Raw genomic sequence first — 20569 nt, forward strand, 5'->3', positions numbered from 1 at the left:
ATCTTGGCTGTTGCAGGACGAAAGAAAAAATCCATGATCTGCGGATATCATGGATTTTTTTCTTTCTTTATCTGATGTAGCGGTCTCCGACAAGCAGCTTGGAGATGACGGAGGTCGGTATTGTAAACTCTGTAACGCCCATATATCCGGGTGCTGCTTCATATTCGTCAAATGAGATGACAAGTTTGTGCTTATCTGTAATATAAAAATTCTGGTCGGCGCGGATGGCTTTAAAAGGCTCCGTCATATCATCATCTTCGACCCAGTATATTTTATTCGGATCTTCTTTCATCTGTTTTTTCATTTGTTCTTTAATATTTTGGCTGATGACTTTAATATAACGGTCATCTTTGAATAAACTCTTTAACGTAAGCACGGCCTCATTTTTTTTATCAATCGTGATGTATCGGCTTTGCGTATAAGCGGAAGCTTGTGTTTTTTCGATATCACGGCGGACTGAGATCAGATCCGCTGTATCAGTCACGGTTTCATAATCGCTATAGATGCTGAGGTGGCCTTTTTTGCTTTTTGAGGCCGCCTTCATAAATTCCTGATACAGCTCTTTGCTTTCTTTCATATAATGCCGGTTGATGCTGTCTTCAAGTTTATGATTGGAAAGGCCGGACAGTGCGGGTGTTTTCACATCAATGCTTGATTGATTCTTTTCTTCTTTCATCTCCACGAACGTGATGGCTTGGACGACTTTGCCGATGACGGGGATTTTGGACATGGCCTGTGCGGCATCCGGATTGATATTGACAACGGCGGTAAATAAGACGGCCGCAGCGACTGCCGCGGATGTCGGCCACATCACGATTCGTTTTTTCTTCGGTTTTGGCTGAAGGGCTTTTTCGACAATGATGTCCAATTCTTTAGGAATGGGCACACTTTTGTACTCTTCCCTTAATTGCTCTAATCTCTTTTCCATTAAGAAAGATCCTCCTTCGTCAGTTGAATGCGCATAAGCTTCAGCCCCCTGTAAAGGCGTGTTTTAACGGTATTGATGTTTTCCCCCGTGATGTCTGCGATTTCTTCTAATTTCAGGTCTTCAAAGAAACGCAGAATGATAATGGTTTTATATGGATGCGGCAGGTCGTCAAGCGCTTCGTGAAGGTCTGTGTCTTTGTAGTGATCTTCCTTTCCGCGGCTTAAAAACTCGATCGTTTCATCGTCCATCACTTTAAGCTTTTTCTGTTTGCGGAGAAAATCAATGGCCGTGCGCACTAAAATTTTATAAAACCAGCTTTTGATGACATCGGGGTTTTTGACGGATTCGACCGATGTCAACGCTTTTTGAATTGATTCCTGAACAATATCTAACGCGTCATCCTTGTTCTTTACATAACTGTACGCAAGCCGGTAAAAGTCTTCTTTGCGCTCAGTTATGCACGTCACAAGCGACGCTTTGGCTGTTTCGTTCTTCATTGCTTCAAAGGGCTCCTTTTTAAAAAATACGTATCATAGGCTGCTGCCTAAGGATAGACGGGACAGGGTGAAAAATAGTTTGCGCAGAGCGGCTCATTTTTAAAAGGAAAAGGAAGGGAAGAGGAAGAGACGAAAAAAAGAGCCTGAACGGCTCTTTTTTTCGGATGTGTCTGGTATTTTGCCGAACGGCTTAGTTCGGTTTGACTAAGATTTTCACTTGGTTTTTCTCTTTGATTAAAGCGCCGAAGCCTTCTTCAATCAAATCGTCGAGCACGATTTTTTTCGTGACGAGCTTATCTGCTGAGAAGTAGCCTTCTTTCATCAGTGCGAGAACGGAAGGGAAGATATCACGGTATCCGATAATGCCTTTTACGGTCCGTTCTTTGATGACGATATCGTTCGGATGGATTTCCGCTCCTTTTTCCCAGATGCTGACGATAACCGTTTCACCGGAAATGTTTGTTGACTGGATCGCCTGGCGGAGAACGACAGGAACGCCTGTCACTTCATAAGAAACGTCAACGCCGCCGTTTGTGCGTTTAGCGATTTCTTCAACGACATCGTCCGTTTTTGACGGATCAATGATGATAGCGCCGAGTTCTTTCGCTTTTTCCTGACGTTCCGGTGAAAGTTCGACCGCGTAAATATCCGTTGCGCCGGCCGCTTTCAGGGCTTCAATCACAAGCAGTCCGATCGGTCCGCAGCCAAAAACGGCTGCCGTGTCGCCCGCTTTTAATTTGCTTTGGCGGACGGCGTAAAGCGCTACCGCTGACGGCTCAACAAGCGCGCCCTGTTCGTAAGAAAGCTCTTCAGGAAGCTTAAACAGCAATTCTTCGTCAACGGACACATATTCAGAAAATCCGCCGCCGCCTCCGGCTAAGCCTAAGAATCCCATTTGTTCATCAAGGTTATAGGCTCCCTGATGTCCGTGTGTGGCAAAAATCGGTTCCACGACGACACGGTCGCCGACGCTGTAATTTTTGACGCCTTCTCCTACTTCCACGACTTCTCCTGAGAATTCGTGACCCATCGTGACGGGCGCCATTTCGTTTGTTAACGGATGAGGTTTGCCGACCGGAATAAAGATCGGGCCTCCCAAATATTCATGAAGGTCGCTTCCGCAAATCCCGCACCATTTGACTTTAATTTTGACTTTACCCGGTTCTGCTTTAGGTTCATCAATGTTTTCGATTCGAATGTCTTTTTGATTGTGCCATCTTGCCGCTTTCATTGATTATCACTCCTAGTCTGATTGAAACGAGTATAGGTACATGATCAATATGAACCACGGTTAAAAGGAATAAAGTGCCTGCTTCCTAAAGCCTGATTTCTCAAAATATATCATATTATGCAACTATCAATAGGCCTTATAAAAAGTCCATATTGAATGCAGAAATACTCTATGAATATTATAACGCTAATGAATTAAATTTTGTAGTATAATTTACCATGGAATTATATAGAACAGGAAATTGTGCCGTCATTATGTGCATGTCTCATCACGTTGTAATGAACATGTAAAGTGATTGAAATATTATAATCGTCTTTCTGGTGTATAATTTTGCCTAGAATAAAGAATCAGGAGGACGAAAGCTTGAAGAAGTTATTCTTAGCCTTATTGATTTTAGCAGGAAGCACGCTGGGAGCGATCAGTTACTCTTCTGATGCAAGTGCTAAAAAAGTGAACGGAAATATTACATGGTATAATGGAGTCGGTAAAAAAGGATCTTCCGGTAAAAAACTGGGACACTGGGATTGCGCGACAAAATTAGGATTTGACGTTCCGAGAAACGGAACGAAAATCAGAGCTTATGCCAAAGCAAAACCGAAAAAGGTTATCACCGTATACAAAAATGATGTAGGCCGAATGCCGAATGCCGTATTGGATGTCAGCCCGAAAGCGTTCAAAGCGCTCGGATATCCATTAAGCAAAGGAAGAGTATCCGGACACTACAGCTATTAAAATAGACCATCTTAAAAAGCAAGGACACTGATTCTTGCTTTTTCTGATTGACGGAGAGATTGATAATGAAGAAGAAACGATGGATCTGGATGTTGCTGGCCGCCGTTTTGGCGGCGGCGGTCATCGCGGCCGTTTTACTGATTAAAGGAAAAAGCGACGGCGGCGGAAAAGCCGTTGTCTCCGGCGGTCATGACAAGCTGCTTGTTTCCATTACAGACAAAGATCTGATGACGAAATATTACGAGGACGGCCGCGTGCTGTACGAGGAAAAGCTTTCGGCATATCCGGCGTTTGCGCTGGATGACGCCCATCAGTTGCTCTATTTTGTCGGGAATAATGACCAAAATGAGATGCGTCTGTATAAGCTTGATCTGAAGACGAAAAAGAAGACGGTGCTTTATAAAGGAACGGCAAGCGCTGACAGTCTGTTTTTATCAAAGGATCTGTCGCACATTTATTTCCGTCTCGGAAAAGCAGATGAAGATATTTTTCGTCTCGCATCTTTTGATTTGAAAACGAAACGTTATGAAAATCTGTATCCCGCCGCCGATGAGAAAGACGACAGTGTGAGCAGCTTCTTTTATAATCGCAGCCAAAACGATTTTGCGCTTCTGCATTATTCCGTAAAAGAGGATTATCAAAAAACGGATGAGGCAAATGAGAAGGGGATTGACCCTGAACCGACGAATATCCGGTTTGCAGCAGGAGCGGGCGAACACCTTCAGGATCTGACAAACCTTGAACAGTTTATCAGCGACGTGGCGGTGTCACCGGACGGAAAGAACCTTGTCTTTACATCTTATACACAAAAAGGGACGGAACAAAAAGCATCCATCCGTCTGATGAATGTCAAAACGAAAAAAGATGAAACGATTATCTCAAACGGGAAGGACTTCGCTCCGCTGATTGATGCCCAGCCTCAGTTTTCTAAAGACGGCAGCATCATTTATTTCATGGCGGAAGCAAAAGGCGCTAAGCGTCTGAAGGATGAAACGGGGCGGAATGCGAAGGTCCGGACCATTTATGCTTATCATTTGGATACGAAAAAATGCGAAAAAGTCTGGGAAAATGACAACGGCATTATCAACAGTTTTTCCGTCATCCAATCATGAAAAAAACACTCAGCGCCTGCTGGGTGTTTTTTAATGAACAAAGCTGGCTGCGGCTGAGGCGAGCCATTTGAAAAAACGGAGAATCGGAACGGCAAAATGGAGCGTTTCGATGAATGACTGTGCGGCAAGGTTCATTTTCCGCCGTTTTGCCATTTCCTTCAGATCTTTCTGCTGCCGATCGTTTTTCATGTTCATTGCTCCTTTGCATCATAAAAGGACATGATAACGCAAAGGCCTCTCATGAGACATGGAGGCCTTCTCTATGTTGAGACTCGTAAAAGGGAGGTCTAACTTGATGCCGTTTGATTATTGTTTTGGAGATTTACCAACGAACGGACGCCGTCGATCATTTTACTGCCGCAAAGGGGGCAAGTCGGGGTATCACTGCCGGCAAAATTCTTTCTGCTCCAGCCGATACAGTCCTCTTTTGTGCATTCCCACGTACTGACATCTTCTTTAGGCAGCGGTTCCTGATTACGTTTGTTGTAGTAAGACATAAAGTCACTTCTTCCCTTATGAATTTTCGTGCACTCCTTCATTGTCTCATACTTTTCCCTAATCTCCTAATTCCTTTTTCTATCCAGATTTCCAATGAGGGTGCACCGTCTTCCTGTTATTACAGTATATGCAAATAAGTGTCTTCTTATTTTTTCTTTTTGGATAAATAAAAAAGCCCCTCTCAGAAAAGGGGGGATGTTTGTTTACTGCTTATCCGTGACGTCCATCGGTCTCATCATGTCGTAATCTTCGTGCTCTAAAATATGACAGTGCCATACGTAGCGTCCGCTGTAAGGAGCGAAAGTCGCCGCGATTCTGATGACCTCTCCCGAGTGCGCCTGCACGGTATCTTTCCAGCCTTTCTCACTTGGAGGAGGCGGGACGGCGGGGCCTGTATACACAATGTCGCCGAATTTGTTATAACGCTCTAAGTCAAAAGGACGCCGGTCAAGGATTTGGAAGGAAACAAGGTGCAGGTGTATCGGATGGGTTCCCCCCATCGGATTGATAATCGACCAGATTTCCGTTGTGCCGAGCTTCGGCGCTTCTGTCACAGGATCATGCCATCGCTTGTTATTCAGCGTCAAAACGGGCCGGCCGTATTTGTCTTGCGTATTTGTGAGTTTAAGCGTCCTGATATTGTGTATTCTCTTTGATGTCACATTAGGCATTGTTGAAAGATATTTAGGCTTACGGCTTGTGTCTTCTCCCTTCAGCGGTTTTGTGACGCGGAATTGCATCACATTGGCGTCTGTATCCGGATCGGCGTCGCCCCCGCAGCCGGTGCCGTTCGTTAAAATGATATGTTCTCCGTCAAAGGCGGAGAAATCGATGAGCACATCATACCGCTCTGCCGGGGCTAAGCTGATAGATTGTGTTTTGACAGAGCGGGGAAGCAGTCCGCCGTCAGAACCGATTTGGATAAACTTCCCGCCGTTATTGAGCGAGAGAGAAAATGTTCTTGTATTGGAGGCATTAAGGATGCGGAAACGATATGTCCGCGGTTCAACTTCCATATACGGCCACGCTTTACCATTGACGAGAATGGTATTTCCGCAAAAAAACGGGACGATGGAAGGGTCGGGCAGCGTTTCGGAAGGGTTAGCAGGTCCGCTCGGATAAGACAAGGAACCGTCGTCATTTAACGTGCGGTCCAAAATCATAAGCGGTACGTCGTACTCTCCGGAGGGAAGCTTCAGCTGCTTTTCTTTTCGCTCGCGGATGATATACATCCCGGCAAGCCCGGCGTACACATTGAGCCTCGTAATCGCCATGGCGTGATCGTGATACCATAACAGAGCCCCGCGCTGTTTGTTTGGATAATGGTATACCTCTTTCTCAAAATAAGGACCCGTTTCCTTAAAATCCTTTGTGAACCAAGCTTCCGGGTAGCCGTCGCTGTCCGGCGGGGTTGCTCCTCCGTGTAAATGGACGACGGTTTTGACATCGGGTTCCTGATGGCCGCTTTCTGAATGGTGAATGGTATGATCCACAGGCAGAAAATGCTTATCCGGCAGGTCATTCATCCATTTAATATAGACGTTCTCATCTTGGTTCACGTCGATCGTCGGGCCGGGAAATAAACCGTTATACCCCCACAGCCGGGTCGGCGGGAGATCGCGGTGCAGCTTGTGAAAGCATTCCTTCATGGTGACTTCATAATACGTGCTGCCGTCTGATTTCTTCTGCGGCTGGAGTGTTTCGATAATCGGCAGTTCATCTGCAAATTTTTCTAGTGCCATTTTTCATCCTGTCCTTATCATTTATTGAAATCCTGTACTACAGTTAATGCTGCCTGGAACAGGTTGGTTAAAAAAACACCCGCCCTTTTTTGAGGGGGGTGTTTGCGGTTATTGCGCAACCCGGCTTTCGGAAGCGCTCTCTTTCGGTTTTTGTTTTTTGCGGAATACATATGAGGCAAGCACCAGCAGAGTAATAAATCCTGTCAGCAGAAATTCAGACCGCATTGAACTGATAAACAGCATAGATAACAAGATGGCGCAAATGGCGATGATCGTCAGGTAGGTTAAGTACGGATAGAACCACATTTTGATTTTAAGAGATTCAGGGTTTGTCCGTTCGATTTTCTTTCTCATTCTCAGATGTGAGACGGCGATGACGAGATAAACGAGCAGTGCGATCGCCCCTGATGAATTGACCAGAAATAAGAATACGGAGTCGGGTGAAAAGTAGTTCATAACAACGGCAATATAGGAGAAAAAGGTGCCGGCGATAATGGCTTGAACCGGTACGCCTCTTTTACTCAATTTCATAAAACGCCGCGGCGCTTCATTTCGCTCTGCCAGTGAATACAGCATCCGTGACGTCGTATAAAGCCCGGAGTTCAGGCAGGACAGAACGGCTGTCAGGACGATGAAATTCATGATTTGAGCGGCTGCGGGAACCCCGATATGGCTCAAAACGGCAACGAAGGGGCTTTCCAAAATATTGGCTGAATCCCACGGCAGCAGTGTGACCACAACCGCAATGGAGCCGACGTAAAAAATAATGATCCGCCAAACGACTGAGCGGGTCGCCTTTGTGACGGATTCGACCGGATTTGACGTTTCTCCCGCTGCGATTGCGACAATTTCAGATCCCATGAAAGAAAAAATGACAACGACGATGCCGAGCAGAACGGAACTTGGACCTTTAGGGAAAAATCCGCCGCTGCCCGCCAGATTTTCCAGCCCGACCGGCTTGCTGCCGGGGACGATTCCGAAAATGAACGCAAATCCCGCGATTAAGAAGACAACGATCGTCGCTACCTTCACTAAGGAAAGCCAGTATTCAAATTCGCCGAACGATTTAACTGAATAAATATTCGTCAGTGTTAACAGCACGGTCAGAAGCAGACTCGTCAGCCATAACGGAATGCCCGGGAACCAGTACTGTATGATTCCGGCGCCTGCAATGGCTTCAATAGCAATGACGATGACCCAGAAAAACCAATACAGCCATCCGATCGTAAAACCGGCCCAAGGACCGATGGCGTCATGCGCGTACTGTGAAAACGAACCGCTTGTCGGGTTGACGGAGGACATTTCCCCCAGCATTCTCATAATAAAAATCACTAATAATCCTGCTAAAGCGTAGGAGACAATCGCTCCGGGTCCGGTGGAATGAATGACGGATCCGCTTCCGACAAATAATCCGGCGCCGATCACGCCGGCAATTGAAATCATAGTCATATGCCGGGTTTTTAATCCCTTTGATAAAGAGTTAGGCTGATTCATTCTTTGCCTCCTTTTGGCTTGTTTATGCTGAATATTCCGACAAGTATTATTCTATCATAAATGCCACAGACAGTTGAAAGTGATGTAAGAAAATATGACATTTTTTCTCGTCCGTACAGCAGAAGGTGCCGGAAGGAAAAGAAATAATTTTCTGTTATTTTTGTGTTTTAATGGGTTTGAAAATAATTCCATGAACATAGGGTGGCGAGAATCCTTGGTACGATTGGGATGAGAGGGGTTTCGTGAATAAAAATAAGTTTCCTGAGCGCATAAATGTTCCATGCTTACTATTTTTCTGTGGAAAGTGAATCATGTTTCTATAGACCCACTGTGTCTTTGCTTTGTATGATAATGAAGGAAAAATTGAACGGGAAGGAGGATTTTCAGTGGAGAGATATCATGAATTGAAAAAAGGCGAAACCGGAGCGATTGTCAGTATTGGCGCATATGCGGCATTGTCGGCTGTGAAGCTTGTGATCGGTTATTTGTTTCACTCAGAAGCGCTTCAGGCCGACGGTTTAAATAATACGACTGATATCGTGGCATCTGCGGCTGTTTTCATCGGTTTGCGCATCTCTCAGAAACCTCCTGACGAAGATCATCCTTACGGCCATTTTCGGGCAGAGACCGTCGCGTCACTCATCGCTTCCATTATTATGATGCTTGTCGGAATGCAAGTGCTGTTCAGCGCCGCGCAATCTATTTTTTCCGTTAAAGAGGAAACACCGGATATGATAGCCGCCTGGACGGCCGCGGGGAGCGCCGTCGTGATGCTGATGGTCTACCGCTATACGAAAGGGCTTGCCAAAAAGGTAAACAGCCAGGCCCTTTCAGCTGCGGCCGCTGATAATAAATCAGATGCGCTCGTCAGTATCGGCACGTTTATCGGAATTTTTGCTTCACAGTTCCATTTGGCTTGGGTGGATACGGTTACCGCGTTTATCATCGGGGTGATCATCTGCAAAACCGCGTGGGATATTTTTAAGGAATCCTCTCATTCGCTGACTGACGGTTTTGATGTCAAACATATTTCTGATTATAAAAAGACGATTGAACAGATTGCGGGCGTCAGCCGTTTAAAAGATATTAAAGCGAGATATCTGGGCAGCTCCGTTCATATTGATGTCGTCATTGAAGTGCCGTCTGATCTGAACATTAAAGAGAGTCATGAGATCGCAAATGAGGTAGAACGCAAGATGAAAGAGGAACATGCCATTGACCATTCACACGTTCATATGGAGCCTCTCCAGCTGAAATAAAGCTTCCTTTCTAAAGGGAGCTTTTTCCTTTTTCAGACTGGAAACAATTCGCTGGAAACGTTTTTTTATACTGTTTATATTTTGTGGTAAAGTTAGGTTACGATAATTGAAATTTGAGAGATGACTAGGAGGAGAAGAATGGCTTATAAAGAAGAGCTGCATCCGCTGCTGGAGAAAGCCGTTGAGCATATTGAAAACATCATCATAGGAAAACGGGATATCGCCATACTCAGTCTGGCCGCCATTCTCGCAAAAGGGCATGTGCTGCTGGAAGACGTGCCGGGAGTCGGAAAAACGATGATGGTCCGCGCTTTGGCCAAGCTGATCGGAGCTGACTTTAAGAGGATTCAGTTCACGCCGGATCTTCTGCCGTCAGACGTGACGGGTGTCTCTATTTATAATACGAAAACGATGGAATTTGAATACCGCCCGGGACCGATCATGGGGAATATCGTGCTGGCTGATGAAATTAACAGAACCTCTCCGAAAACGCAGTCTTCCCTGCTTGAGGCGATGGAGGAAGGGAATGTCACGATTGACGGAAAGACAATGCGGCTGGCTGAGCCGTTTTTCGTCATGGCCACACAAAACCCGGTTGAATATGAAGGAACGTATCCGCTTCCCGAAGCCCAGCTTGACCGGTTTTTATTTAAGCTGCGCATGGGCTACCCGACTGCCGAGGAAGAGCTTCAAGTTCTGTCTTTGCAGGAAGGGCGCAATCCGCTTGAAACAATCGAGCCCGTCATTTCTAAAGAACAGTTTATCAGCCTTCAGCAAAAACTGGAGCAGGTGCGGGTGGATGATGGAATTAAAGCATATATCGTCGGCATTACTCAGCATACCCGCCGGCATCCGTCCGTACATCTGGGCGTAAGTCCGCGCGGTTCAATCTCATTAATGAAAGCCGCGCAGGCGTACGCGCTGCTTTATGACCGCGATTACGTCATTCCTGATGACGTCCAGTATTTGGCTCCGTATACGCTGCCGCACAGAATGATCCTGACCGCAGAGGCGAAATTTAACGATGTGACGCCGGAAGCGATTATAGAAGACATCATGCAAACGGAAAAAGTGCCCGTCCAAAGGATGTCGGTCCGCTAATGAGAAAGAAGATGCATTGGCTTCTATATGGCTGGAAGCTGCTTATGTTGGCCGTACTGACGGCGGCTGTCTTTTCTTATGCCATGTTTCAGGGCGGATTTGTGAGCTGGTTTTTATTTTATGCGTTTTTGCCGTTTACCGTTTACGCCGGGCTGGTCGCTGTGTACCCGCTGCGGGCGTTTCAGGTGACGCGTGACGTGTCCTCCGCCCAGTTAACCTCAGGCGACAGGCTGTCTGTCACCATCAGGCTGACGAGGCGCCTGCCGTTTCCGCTGACATATATGGTCATTGAAGATGTGATGCCGGAAACGCTTGGTGAGAGGCGCAGTGCGAAACAGCTTGTGTTTCCGTGGTTTCAAAGGAAGCTGATGTTACAATATGAGCTGCCGCAGGTGCCGCGCGGAGAGCATCATTTACATACGATCAGAGTGCGGACGGGAGATGTTCTCGGGCTTTTGGACAAGACGGCGTCGTTTTCCGTAACGGATACGGTTCTGGTTTTCCCGGCGTACGGGCCTGTTCACTATAAGCCGCAGGCTGCATCAGGAGAAGAGGGTGCGGGTGCCGGCGCTCCGTTTCAGGTACACCGCACAGCAATGGCCGCGAGCGTCAGAAATTATCAGCCGGGCGACCGGTTTTCCGCACTTGACTGGAAAACATCGGCGCGGCGAAATGAGCTGATGACGAAGGAATTTGACCCGCTGCAGAGTATGAATATGATTCTCCTTTTGGACTGCAGGCCGTCCCCTTCGTTTGAAGCCGCGGTGTCAGCTTCGGCATCCCTGCTTTACACGGCGCTTGTGAAGGGCTCTCCCGCAGGATTTATTTCATTGGGGAGCGACCGGACTGTATTTCCCGTCCGGGAGGGAGACCGGCATTTCAGAAAGATGCTGCGTTACCTGGCATCAGCTTCAGAATCGGAAGAAGCCGATGAAGGCGGGCGTTTAGGAAAAGAACTGGGTAAAGCTTCCATTGCCGTCGTGACGGGCAGTCTTACAGAAGACCTTCTCAAACAGGCTGAGCCCGGCCGTGCTGACATGACGGTGTTTTTGGCGAAAGAAACGAATGCCGCGCTTTCGGAGAAAGAACGGAAACTCGCTCTCATCTTCGCTCAGAAAAATATTAAGGTGCAAATGATCAGGGACAAACGGGTGTCCCATGTTGTTTAGAAAGAGAGGTGGCGCGCCATGCCGCATGACGAGAACCAGGGAAGCAGGCTGAGTCTGCTGCTGTTTTATTTTCTCGCTTTTTTATTGTTATGGGAATGGCTCAGGCCGCTGCACAATTTTACGGATACAAAACATACCGGTTTTTTCATCGTTTTTATCGGTTTGGCATTTCTGCTGTCATTCTTCCGGATGAGGTGGTACGTCACCGTGCCGTCCTGCATTCTGTTTACGTTGATCAGTATTCACATCCTGTTTTATAAAGGTTCTATTTTTCAGCCGGAATGGCTCGTTTCTTTTTTGCGGGACGTGATGCAAAATGCCCGCCACATCGGGACCGGAAGATGGAATGATATGAATCCGTCATTCCGCACGTTGCTATTTTTTGTGCTTTTATGGCTGCTCGTGTATTTGCTGCATTACTGGGTGATCTATCAGCGGAAAATCTTATTCTTTTTTATCATGACGGTGGCGTATATCACGGTGCTTGATACGTTTACTCCTTATGATGCCGCGTACGCCGTCATCCGGATCGTCTTTATCGGCTTTTTGATGATGGGGCTTTTGTATATGGAGCGCATCCGGCTTACGGAACATATAGCATTTAAAAAAAGATTGATACTCAAATGGTTTCTGCCGCTGATGCTGTTTATCTGCGCTTCCGTCGTGTTCGGTCTGGCGGCTCCGAAATCAGACCCGAACTGGCCGGACCCCGTGCCGTTTCTTAAAAAAATAACAAACCACAAAGAAGTGCCCGCCGCCGAAAGCAAAATCGGCTACGGCAATCATGATGAAACATTGGGCGGCCCTTTTCAGCAGGATGATACGCCGGTTTTCACATGGAAGGGAAAAGAACGGGCGTACTTCCGGGTGGAAACGAAGGATACATACACGGGGAAAGGCTGGGTGGAGACCGATCAGGGCATGTCCTATAAACTGAACGGCGGCAACGTGGAAGATATATGGTTTGACCGGAGTGTGCAGACGAGACGGTATACGGCACAGGTGTCCATTGATGAGAATTATCTCTATAATCACGTCATGTATCCGATCGGCGTCTCCAATATTAAACCGAAGCACTCGATTCAGCTTGAAATGAACGGAAACACCGAGCAAATTACGCCGGTCAGTGAACAAGTGGGCAACATCCGCAATATGGGACGGTACACGGTGACTTTTCAGGCGCCCGTCTTTAAGCTGAATGATCTCAGAAAAGTGAAAGTGAAACGATACCGTGAGCAGAATCAATTCAATGACCGGTATTTACAGGTCCCCGACAGCCTTCCGAAAAGAGTGAGACAGCTTGCGGACAGACTGACGCGGGATCATCATAATATGTTCGATAAAGCGAAGGCGATCGAGGATTATCTCGGATCTTCCGCATTTTCGTATAATACACAGGATGTCGCCATTCCGGAGCACAATCAGGATTATGTCGATCAATTTCTGTTTGAAACGAAAAGAGGATATTGTGATAACTTTTCATCGGCTATGGCCGTGCTGCTCCGATCTGCGGGAATTCCCGCCCGCTGGGTGAAGGGTTATACATCCGGCGAGTATAAAGGCGCAGGCGACCATAACGGCCACATTTATGAAGTTACAAACAACAACGCCCATTCGTGGGTTGAAGTGTATTTTCCCGATCAGGGCTGGGTGACGTTTGAGCCGACGAAAGGCTTCACCAATCCGACGGAGTTTACGTCAGAGCAGAATCAAGCAGCTGGAAAAGACAGCGGAAGCTCAGCGGGGAATTCGGATACACCGTCTGACAAGCAGCGTCAGGAAACAAAGCCTGAAAAAGAAGAAGTACCGAAAAAGCGGGAGCACAGCGCGGCGCCGCAGCCTGTGATCCGCAACAAAACCGCGGCACAGCTGTGGCCGTATGCAGCCATCGTCATCGTGATTTCAGCCGCGGCGGCACTCGCCTGGCTGCTCCGGGCGCGCTGGATTCCGCACGTTACAGCAGCCAGATTGAAGCGGCGTACGGATGAAGACGTCTTTTTCGACGCATATGCCGCGCTGCTCCGCCAGCTGAAACGAAAAGGATTCAGCAGGGGAGACGGAGAAACGCTCCGCGATTTTGCCGCGAGGGTTGACGAGGCGCACCATACAAACGACATGTCCGAGCTGACGCTGCGCTATGAGCGGGCCTTATACCGCAGGGATAATGCCGCAAAGCTTTGGAATGAATCGGGACAGTTGTGGGAAAATATAATTAAAAGAAGATAGTCTTGACCGCATATCGTCCTGTTGTTAGAATAAATGAATGTTAAATGGGAGCCCGGGAGCGTTAAAAAGCCGGGCTTCCGGACAAGTCTTGCGCGACAGAGGGCTGAACGTTTGTCCTCCGTTTTTTCTGTGTCAAAAACTTAGAGGAGATTAGGTGACAACCATGACGAAGTTAGTGAATGAAATGATTCTTGTTCTTGATTTCGGCAGTCAGTATAACCAGCTGATTACCCGCCGGATCCGTGAATTTGGCGTATATAGCGAGCTGCATCCCCATACGTTGACAGCTGAGGAAATCAAAGAAATGAATCCAAAAGGAATTATCCTTTCAGGCGGACCGAACAGTGTATATGATGAAGGATCTTTCCGCTGTGATGAAAAAATCTTTGAACTCGATATTCCTGTATTGGGCATCTGCTACGGCATGCAGCTGATGACTCATTACCTCGGAGGGAAAGTCGAGGCGGCAAGCCAGCGCGAATACGGAAAAGCCAACATTCAGATTCAAGGAACTCCTGACTTGTTCAAGGATCTTCCGGAAGAACAGGTTGTGTGGATGAGCCACGGCGATTTGGTTGTAGAAGTTCCTGAAGGCTTCACTGTTGACGCAACAAGCCATCACTGCCCAAATTCAGCGATGAGCAAAGCGGACAAGAATTGGTATGGCGTTCAGTTCCACCCGGAAGTGCGCCACTCTGAATACGGCAATGATCTTCTGAAAAACTTTGTATTCGGCGTTTGCGATTGTGAAGGCAAATGGTCAATGGAAAACTTTATCGAAATCGAAATGCAAAAAATCCGTGAAACAGTCGGAGACAAGCAGGTTCTTTGCGCGCTAAGCGGCGGTGTTGATTCCTCTGTTGTGGCTGCTTTGATTCATAAAGCGATCGGCGACCAGCTGACTTGTATTTTCGTCGATCACGGCCTGCTTCGTAAAGGCGAAGCTGAAGGCGTCATGAAAACGTTCAGCGAAGGCTTTAATATGAATGTCATTAAAGTTGATGCGAAAGACAGATTCTTAAACAAGCTGAAAGGTGTTTCTGATCCTGAGCAAAAACGCAAAATCATCGGCAACGAATTCATTTACGTGTTTGATGATGAAGCGGACAAGCTGAAAGGCATCGATTACCTTGCGCAAGGAACGCTTTACACAGACATTATTGAAAGCGGAACGGCAACGGCGCAAACGATCAAATCGCATCACAATGTCGGCGGACTTCCTGAAGATATGCAGTTTGAACTGATCGAGCCGCTGAACACCCTTTTCAAAGACGAAGTGCGCGCGCTCGGCACAGAGCTCGGCCTTCCGGATGATATCGTATGGCGTCAGCCGTTCCCGGGCCCTGGACTTGGCATCCGCGTACTTGGTGAAGTAACGGAAGAAAAACTTGAGATCGTTCGTGAATCAGACGCGATTCTGCGTGAAGAAGTGGCGAACCACGGCCTAGAGCGCGACATCTGGCAGTACTTCACGGTTCTTCCTGATATCCGCAGCGTAGGCGTCATGGGAGATGCGAGAACGTATGATTACACAATCGGTATCCGTGCCGTAACATCAATTGACGGCATGACATCTGACTGGGCGCGTGTCCCTTGGGATGTGCTTGAAGTGATTTCAACACGGATCGTCAATGAAGTGAAACACATCAACCGCGTCGTGTATGACATTACGAGCAAGCCGCCTGCAACGATTGAGTGGGAATAAGAAACTAAAATGATTTGAATTGAAAAAGCCTATTTTACAGTGTTTATTGTGATGATAAACTTGTGAAATAGGCTTATATTAATTTGATCCCCCCCAAAAACTCCCCCCAATAAGACATATTTACTTATGATATTCCAATGCATTTAATTCAATTTATTGTAGCAATGAATAATAATGATTTTTTATGATTCAATTTGGAAGTTCCACTTATTAGATGATATAATAATATTAAAGATTCTATAAGATTCTTCATTTGGAAGGAGTTTTGACTATGGCAAAAATGGGACGAAAAGTATCTTATAATTTGACCTTAGCTAATGAAGAAAAAGAAAGAAAAGTTCGTGAGAAATGGGAAGAAGAAGGGGGGAGAGTCACTACTGCTTATGTTTTGAATAAAGCAATGGCTTTGTTGTATGAGAAAGAATTCCCTGAGGACGTAGATAATAATAAAAATGATAAAAAATAATTTAAAATCATAAGTATATTGACTAATCCGATAAGGTACTCTTATCGGATTTTTTTATGTGAATTCAAGAAGATTTAAGATGATTTAAGAAGATTATGGTTGACTTTGTGATCCTCAAATAATATTCTTTAAGAGTATTAAAGAATATTTGATATTCTTTAAGGATATTTTTCGAGTTTGGGGAGGTGTTAATTAAAATGTTTGAAGAAGAACTTGAAAATTTGTCAGAAGAAGAACAACTTGAGGTCATTGAGTATTTAGGTGAGTATATGGAATCTGTTGCTCTTGGAAACGGTGATTATCGTATTGGTTCAAATGACGAGATTATTGTTGAAGACTAATTTACAAAAGGTAAGAAGGGATGAAAAATGATACAAGGATTACCAGAGCAAGTTTTGAAGAAGGTTCATGCACAAGAAGGAAAAATAAGAGGAACAAAAAATGTTCCTGACAATATCTTGGTAGCTAATGCAAAAAAAGAGTTAGAGGAAATTTTTTCTGGTGCTGGACGTGTAAACCCTAAATACGCTAGAGAGACATTGATAGCACTGAATTATGCAAAAGAAAATCACCATTTTACTACAGGGAGATCTATGCTAGATGACATTATCAATCATAAGAGAATTGTATTTAACAATTATCTTATCGAGTATCGGTGAACTAAATAGAGAGTGGCTAAACTAGTTACTCTCTAATCTATTGCAAAATCAGAAGAAGTGTCTCTGGAGGGGAAGATGAAAAATAAAATTAAAGTAGTAGTCAAATTTATTCTTGAGACCATAGTTATTCTATTACCGCTATGTATCTCTTATATACTATTAAGCATGTGGTTATCTAATGTTACAGATTTCGGTAGAACATTTGTGGTTCCTTCTGGAACAGATTTTAAAGAAGTTTATGGGTCAGCAGTAAAATACGGCTGGATAGAGTTTGGTCAAGGGTATAAGAATTACGATTTTGAAGTTGCCAAAGTTTTTTGGGGAGGGTTAATATCTGTAATTCTTCTAGTTTTAATTGGCAAGCTAATTTACATAGGACTAGTAAGGTTGCTAGAGAAACGAGTAAAAATAAAACGTTTAATTGAGAATGGGTGAACGCATGAATGTTCAGACCCTTACCAATATGTTGAGTAGAAATAAGAATGATTGGAAGCAAGTTGTTTATCCACAGAAAAAAAATAAATTATTAATATATTTTCTTGTAATATTCATTCTTATGCTGACTATATTCTTGGTTCAAGTGTCAAATGCCATTCCTCCGTTAATTATCAATGTTCCATTGATTTATCGTTCAATAAGTTTTAGTTGGCTTGGTGAGCAGATAATACTGGTTCTATGGGGATATTCTATTTATAAAGCAATTAGGTTTTACTCTAAGCTAGTTAAAAGAAATAAGTCTTGGATTGCGAATAATCTAGCTTACATGATGGGTTCCTTAAAATTATATGATGAAGAATTCTTTGAAACGACCAATAAAGACGACAAAGTCATTAAAGAAAAGCGAATTGTAAGAGTTATACGCATTTTTTATAGAGAAACTGAAAAACATGTTTGTGTGAGAATAATGCGTGATGGTGACCGTTTTACAAGTGAGGCAACTAAATTAGGAGAAAACTTGGAATCTAGTTTAGGACTAGAGCTAGACTCAACTAGTCAGACTGTAGATTTTGCTGAATATGTATTTTTAAAGCATAAAGATGAACGTATAGATTTAAATTCTACTGTAACTACCGTAAATGATTCAGATGAAATCAAAATAACTGGAAACATATCTTATGAGCTCCATAAGGTTCCCCATTCCCTCATTGTAGGAGGTACTGGATCAGGAAAGTCATTCTTTATTTTAGGGAAAATTGTAAGTTATTTAAAGCTATCTCCACAGGCTGATTTACGAATCATTGACCCTAAAAAAGCTGATTTGAGTTTACTTCGATTTGTTACAGGGTTTGAAAGTAAGGTTGCAACTGAAGCTAATCAAATATGTCGAATGTTACGAGAAACTGTCGAATTAATGGAGCGAAGATATACAGATTATTTTAATGATGTATCAGCATTTGGGAAAACGTATAAAGATTTTAATTTACCTGTAGTAATCGTGATATTTGATGAATTTTCCGCGTTTATGCATTCCGTAGATAAGAAATTAGCTAAAGAAGCCCTAGACTACGTTTTTACTCTGGTTATGAAAGGCAGACAAGCAGGGGTAATGATTGAAATACTAATGCAACGACCATCAGCAGATGACTTACCAACAAATATTAGGGCACAAATGGGCTTTAAAGCTGGATTAGGTGCTATGGATTCGATTGGCTATAACATGATCTTTGACACGAATAATATTGAATATAAGACAGTTACAGAAAAAGGTGGAGGTTATATTCAAATAGATGGACAACACACTGCTCCTGTTTATTTTGAAACTCCCTATATAGATAAAGATTTTGATTTTATAGCCGAAATTGAAAATTTAATGAAGGAGGGTTGAATATCAAAGTAATTGTGAATCGACATTACTGTTAATGGTGGTACAGAATAACAAAGATTACTTTGGCTACCTGGAAAGAGAATGGATGGCAGTATTAAAATGTTTCAGCCTCACCCCACAATTGACCGTCATTTTTTGTGAAGGGTTGAGGCGGTGGCAGAGCCATCCGAACGGAGTGACCGAAAACGTTCACGAAAAATGATGGCCTCATGTTGAGCGTTCTTTGCTCAACATGATTTAACAGCCAAAAAACGCTGCACCCGTTGAGTAACACGGGTGATTCTCCCTCAGCGGAAATCGTGGGAAACGTTGGGGCTCTAGGCATGAAAAGCTGTCGGAAATCCCGAGACTGGGGATTAACTAACTGTAAAATTTTAGTAAAAAGGAGCTGGAAAACATGGCAAAATTAATCTTGAAGTCTTCAAAACTAATCTCATTAAATGATTCAGAAAATATCGATTTAGGTGAGTTGCATTTTGATATTTCACAATTCAAAGTTCCCTCAGCTATGGTAGTGCAGAAAGATGATTTTACATCTAGAGTGGCAAGAGAGAGAAATGCAAATGGTGAACTCGTAGAAACTGGAGAGTATACTATTACTTTCAAAGTCTATGACAGAAATTTTATAGAAATGGTCTTGGGGAATGGTAGTACAGAAATTGGTTCTCCTATCACTGTAGTAGTTGAAAAACAAGATAGCTTACCTATCTTTGATAATTATGAAGATGGTGAATTTATTCCGATCACTTTTAAAGGGCTTAATGTGAAACCACGAAAGGTTCAAAAGAAATCTTTTGTGGGACAAGGAAAACCTATGGTAGATACATGGCAATATTCTGAAATAAAAATTGAGGCTGACAGTTATACTATTGGAGAAGTCAATGAGCCGAAAGCTAAGTAATCAGTGTTTAATTGATTATTTGCGATTTTCAATTCCAAATAGCGATTTTACGATAATTGCTAATGAAATATTAGGAATCCCTATCTCCGAATTCTCTTCGGAGGTTAAGGGATCACCTTACCCCACTTATGATGAATCTATAAGTTTTGCAAATATTAAACTTCATTCATCTAAAAATCATAGCAGTATTCTTGTAGATATGTCAGGACAAGCCTGTCGGCAATATGAAGAATATATGTCCAGGGTAGATGGGTGGCACTGGCATGGATTCATTTCATTTATTTTAGATAGGCAAGGTAAAATAACAAGAATTGACCTCGCTTTAGATATTTTTGATGATTCAACACCAAGCGTTAAAGTATTACAAGACTATATAAAACGAGGGCAGTTGAGTACAAAAAGTCACAAATTCATTGAAATCAACAGTGGTAGAATACTTGATGGAAAATTGACAGGTTTTTCATTGTATATTGGCTCATCTCCTCAAATATTGAGAATTTATGATAAGAAACAGGAAAGAAAAGATAATACTGATGAGGTTGTAAATGTTGAAAAGTGGGTAAGGTGGGAACTTGAGTTGACTGACGGGAAGGCTATGCAAGTAGGCTTTCATATGACTGGTGGAAAGCCTCTTAGTGTTATAGTCAAAGGAATTTTGTCAGCTCACTATTGTTTCAAAACTCAGCCTAAAAAAGCTAGTGATTTTCATAATAAAAATAGGTTGCCAACTATGAAATGGTGGCAAAAATTTATAGATGGCATTGAAACGATACCTTTAAAAGTAACTCGTGACAAGATCACTTTAAAGAAAAAGAAAGGCTGGATTGAAAAGTCTACCGTAAAATCAATCAGTATGGTTTATGAGTCATTTGCTAGATTGTATGGGGAAGAATATGCTGATCTCTATTTGAAAGAGTTAATACATATTGGGAAAGGAAAAATCACTGAATCTGACCAAACATTAATCGAGCAACGTGTATTAGAACTTATGAGCGAAGATGAATATTAGCGTGGAAAGGGAGTG

Annotated in this window: 21 protein-coding genes; 14 read left to right on the top strand and 7 right to left on the bottom strand. The window is 44.0% G+C overall.

Going from position 1 to position 20569, the window contains the following annotated elements:
- Positions 1-67: 67 nt before the first annotated feature.
- The 3 genes from rsiV to NYE50_RS03400 form a co-directional block, all read right to left on the bottom strand.
- Entirely contained in the window at positions 68-928 is an 861-nt protein-coding gene (gene rsiV / locus NYE50_RS03390; protein WP_224988871.1) for an anti-sigma-V factor RsiV, read from the bottom strand.
- Complete coding sequence (locus tag NYE50_RS03395; RefSeq protein ID WP_045926857.1) at positions 928-1425, bottom strand: RNA polymerase sigma factor; 498 nt, start codon at positions 1423-1425, stop codon at positions 928-930. Before NYE50_RS03395 ends, rsiV begins: the two co-directional genes overlap by 1 nt.
- A 190-nt stretch (positions 1426-1615) precedes the next feature.
- Complete coding sequence (locus NYE50_RS03400) at positions 1616-2656, bottom strand: 2,3-butanediol dehydrogenase (RefSeq protein ID WP_060963420.1); 1041 nt, start codon at positions 2654-2656, stop codon at positions 1616-1618.
- A 363-nt stretch (positions 2657-3019) separates the two neighbouring features.
- Between NYE50_RS03400 and NYE50_RS03405 the strand changes: the two genes are divergently transcribed.
- Together NYE50_RS03405 and NYE50_RS03410 are read left to right on the top strand one after the other, a co-directional pair.
- Positions 3020-3388 (top strand): septal ring lytic transglycosylase RlpA family protein, encoded by a 369-nt coding sequence (locus tag NYE50_RS03405; RefSeq protein WP_014417081.1) that lies wholly within the window; start codon positions 3020-3022, stop codon positions 3386-3388.
- A 65-nt stretch (positions 3389-3453) separates the two neighbouring features.
- Positions 3454-4500, top strand: coding sequence for a TolB family protein (locus tag NYE50_RS03410; protein WP_224988872.1), 1047 nt, complete (start codon positions 3454-3456; stop codon positions 4498-4500).
- A 30-nt stretch (positions 4501-4530) separates the two neighbouring features.
- On the opposite strand, the gene NYE50_RS03415 is transcribed toward NYE50_RS03410, so the two are convergent.
- From NYE50_RS03415 to gabP, 4 genes are all read right to left on the bottom strand, one after another.
- Positions 4531-4689 (bottom strand): hypothetical protein, encoded by a 159-nt coding sequence (locus tag NYE50_RS03415; RefSeq protein ID WP_003155794.1) that lies wholly within the window; start codon positions 4687-4689, stop codon positions 4531-4533.
- A gap of 98 nt (positions 4690-4787) precedes the next feature.
- Positions 4788-4997 carry a cold-shock protein gene (locus tag NYE50_RS03420; RefSeq protein ID WP_007408879.1) on the bottom strand — a complete coding sequence of 70 codons (210 nt, stop codon included), beginning with the start codon at positions 4995-4997 and terminating at the stop codon, positions 4788-4790.
- Positions 4998-5201: 204 nt separating this feature from the next.
- Positions 5202-6740 (bottom strand): outer spore coat copper-dependent laccase CotA, encoded by a 1539-nt coding sequence (gene cotA / locus NYE50_RS03425; protein ID WP_014417082.1) that lies wholly within the window; start codon positions 6738-6740, stop codon positions 5202-5204.
- Positions 6741-6848: 108 nt separating this feature from the next.
- Positions 6849-8234, bottom strand: a complete 1386-nt coding sequence (gene gabP, locus NYE50_RS03430; protein ID WP_012116987.1) for a GABA permease — start codon at positions 8232-8234, stop codon at positions 6849-6851.
- Between the two features lie 386 nt (positions 8235-8620).
- Here gabP and NYE50_RS03435 point away from each other — a divergent pair, with 386 nt between their 5' ends.
- The 12 genes from NYE50_RS03435 to NYE50_RS03490 all read left to right on the top strand — a co-directional run bounded on the left by NYE50_RS03435 (position 8621) and on the right by NYE50_RS03490 (position 20554).
- Positions 8621-9493: a cation diffusion facilitator family transporter gene (locus NYE50_RS03435; protein ID WP_022552696.1), complete on the top strand. Its 873-nt coding sequence runs from the start codon at positions 8621-8623 to the stop codon at positions 9491-9493.
- 138 nt (positions 9494-9631) lie between these two features.
- A complete protein-coding gene (locus tag NYE50_RS03440; RefSeq protein ID WP_014417085.1) occupies positions 9632-10594 on the top strand; it encodes an AAA family ATPase in 963 nt (320 codons plus the stop codon).
- The gene (locus NYE50_RS03445) at positions 10594-11763 is read left to right on the top strand and encodes a DUF58 domain-containing protein (RefSeq protein ID WP_146276255.1); all 1170 of its coding nucleotides are present in this window, start codon (positions 10594-10596) and stop codon (positions 11761-11763) included. The genes NYE50_RS03440 and NYE50_RS03445 overlap by 1 nt, the downstream gene beginning before the upstream one ends.
- A gap of 18 nt (positions 11764-11781) precedes the next feature.
- Entirely contained in the window at positions 11782-13989 is a 2208-nt protein-coding gene (locus NYE50_RS03450; RefSeq protein ID WP_159353857.1) for a DUF4129 domain-containing transglutaminase family protein, read from the top strand.
- Positions 13990-14152: 163 nt separating this feature from the next.
- Positions 14153-15694, top strand: a complete 1542-nt coding sequence (gene guaA / locus NYE50_RS03455) for a glutamine-hydrolyzing GMP synthase (RefSeq protein ID WP_159353858.1) — start codon at positions 14153-14155, stop codon at positions 15692-15694.
- A gap of 271 nt (positions 15695-15965) precedes the next feature.
- Positions 15966-16160 carry a hypothetical protein gene (locus NYE50_RS03460; RefSeq protein WP_224988915.1) on the top strand — a complete coding sequence of 65 codons (195 nt, stop codon included), beginning with the start codon at positions 15966-15968 and terminating at the stop codon, positions 16158-16160.
- 197 nt (positions 16161-16357) lie between these two features.
- Positions 16358-16501 (top strand): hypothetical protein, encoded by a 144-nt coding sequence (locus NYE50_RS03465; RefSeq protein WP_224988917.1) that lies wholly within the window; start codon positions 16358-16360, stop codon positions 16499-16501.
- 27 nt (positions 16502-16528) lie between these two features.
- Positions 16529-16819 (top strand): hypothetical protein, encoded by a 291-nt coding sequence (locus NYE50_RS03470; protein WP_340763173.1) that lies wholly within the window; start codon positions 16529-16531, stop codon positions 16817-16819.
- 75 nt (positions 16820-16894) lie between these two features.
- On the top strand, positions 16895-17254 hold the full coding sequence (locus tag NYE50_RS03475) for a hypothetical protein (protein ID WP_340763176.1): 360 nt from the start codon (positions 16895-16897) through the stop codon (positions 17252-17254).
- A gap of 4 nt (positions 17255-17258) precedes the next feature.
- On the top strand, positions 17259-18644 hold the full coding sequence (locus NYE50_RS03480) for an FtsK/SpoIIIE domain-containing protein (RefSeq protein WP_340763177.1): 1386 nt from the start codon (positions 17259-17261) through the stop codon (positions 18642-18644).
- Positions 18645-19041: 397 nt separating this feature from the next.
- The gene (locus NYE50_RS03485; protein ID WP_084990958.1) at positions 19042-19545 is read left to right on the top strand and encodes a peptidase; all 504 of its coding nucleotides are present in this window, start codon (positions 19042-19044) and stop codon (positions 19543-19545) included.
- On the top strand, positions 19526-20554 hold the full coding sequence (locus NYE50_RS03490) for a replication initiation factor domain-containing protein (RefSeq protein WP_340763183.1): 1029 nt from the start codon (positions 19526-19528) through the stop codon (positions 20552-20554). Before NYE50_RS03485 ends, NYE50_RS03490 begins: the two co-directional genes overlap by 20 nt.
- Positions 20555-20569: the final 15 nt, after the last annotated feature.

Origin of the sequence: Bacillus sp. EU55, from assembly GCF_038005925.1 — a bacterium.
Lineage (GTDB): Bacteria > Bacillota > Bacilli > Bacillales > Bacillaceae > Bacillus > Bacillus velezensis.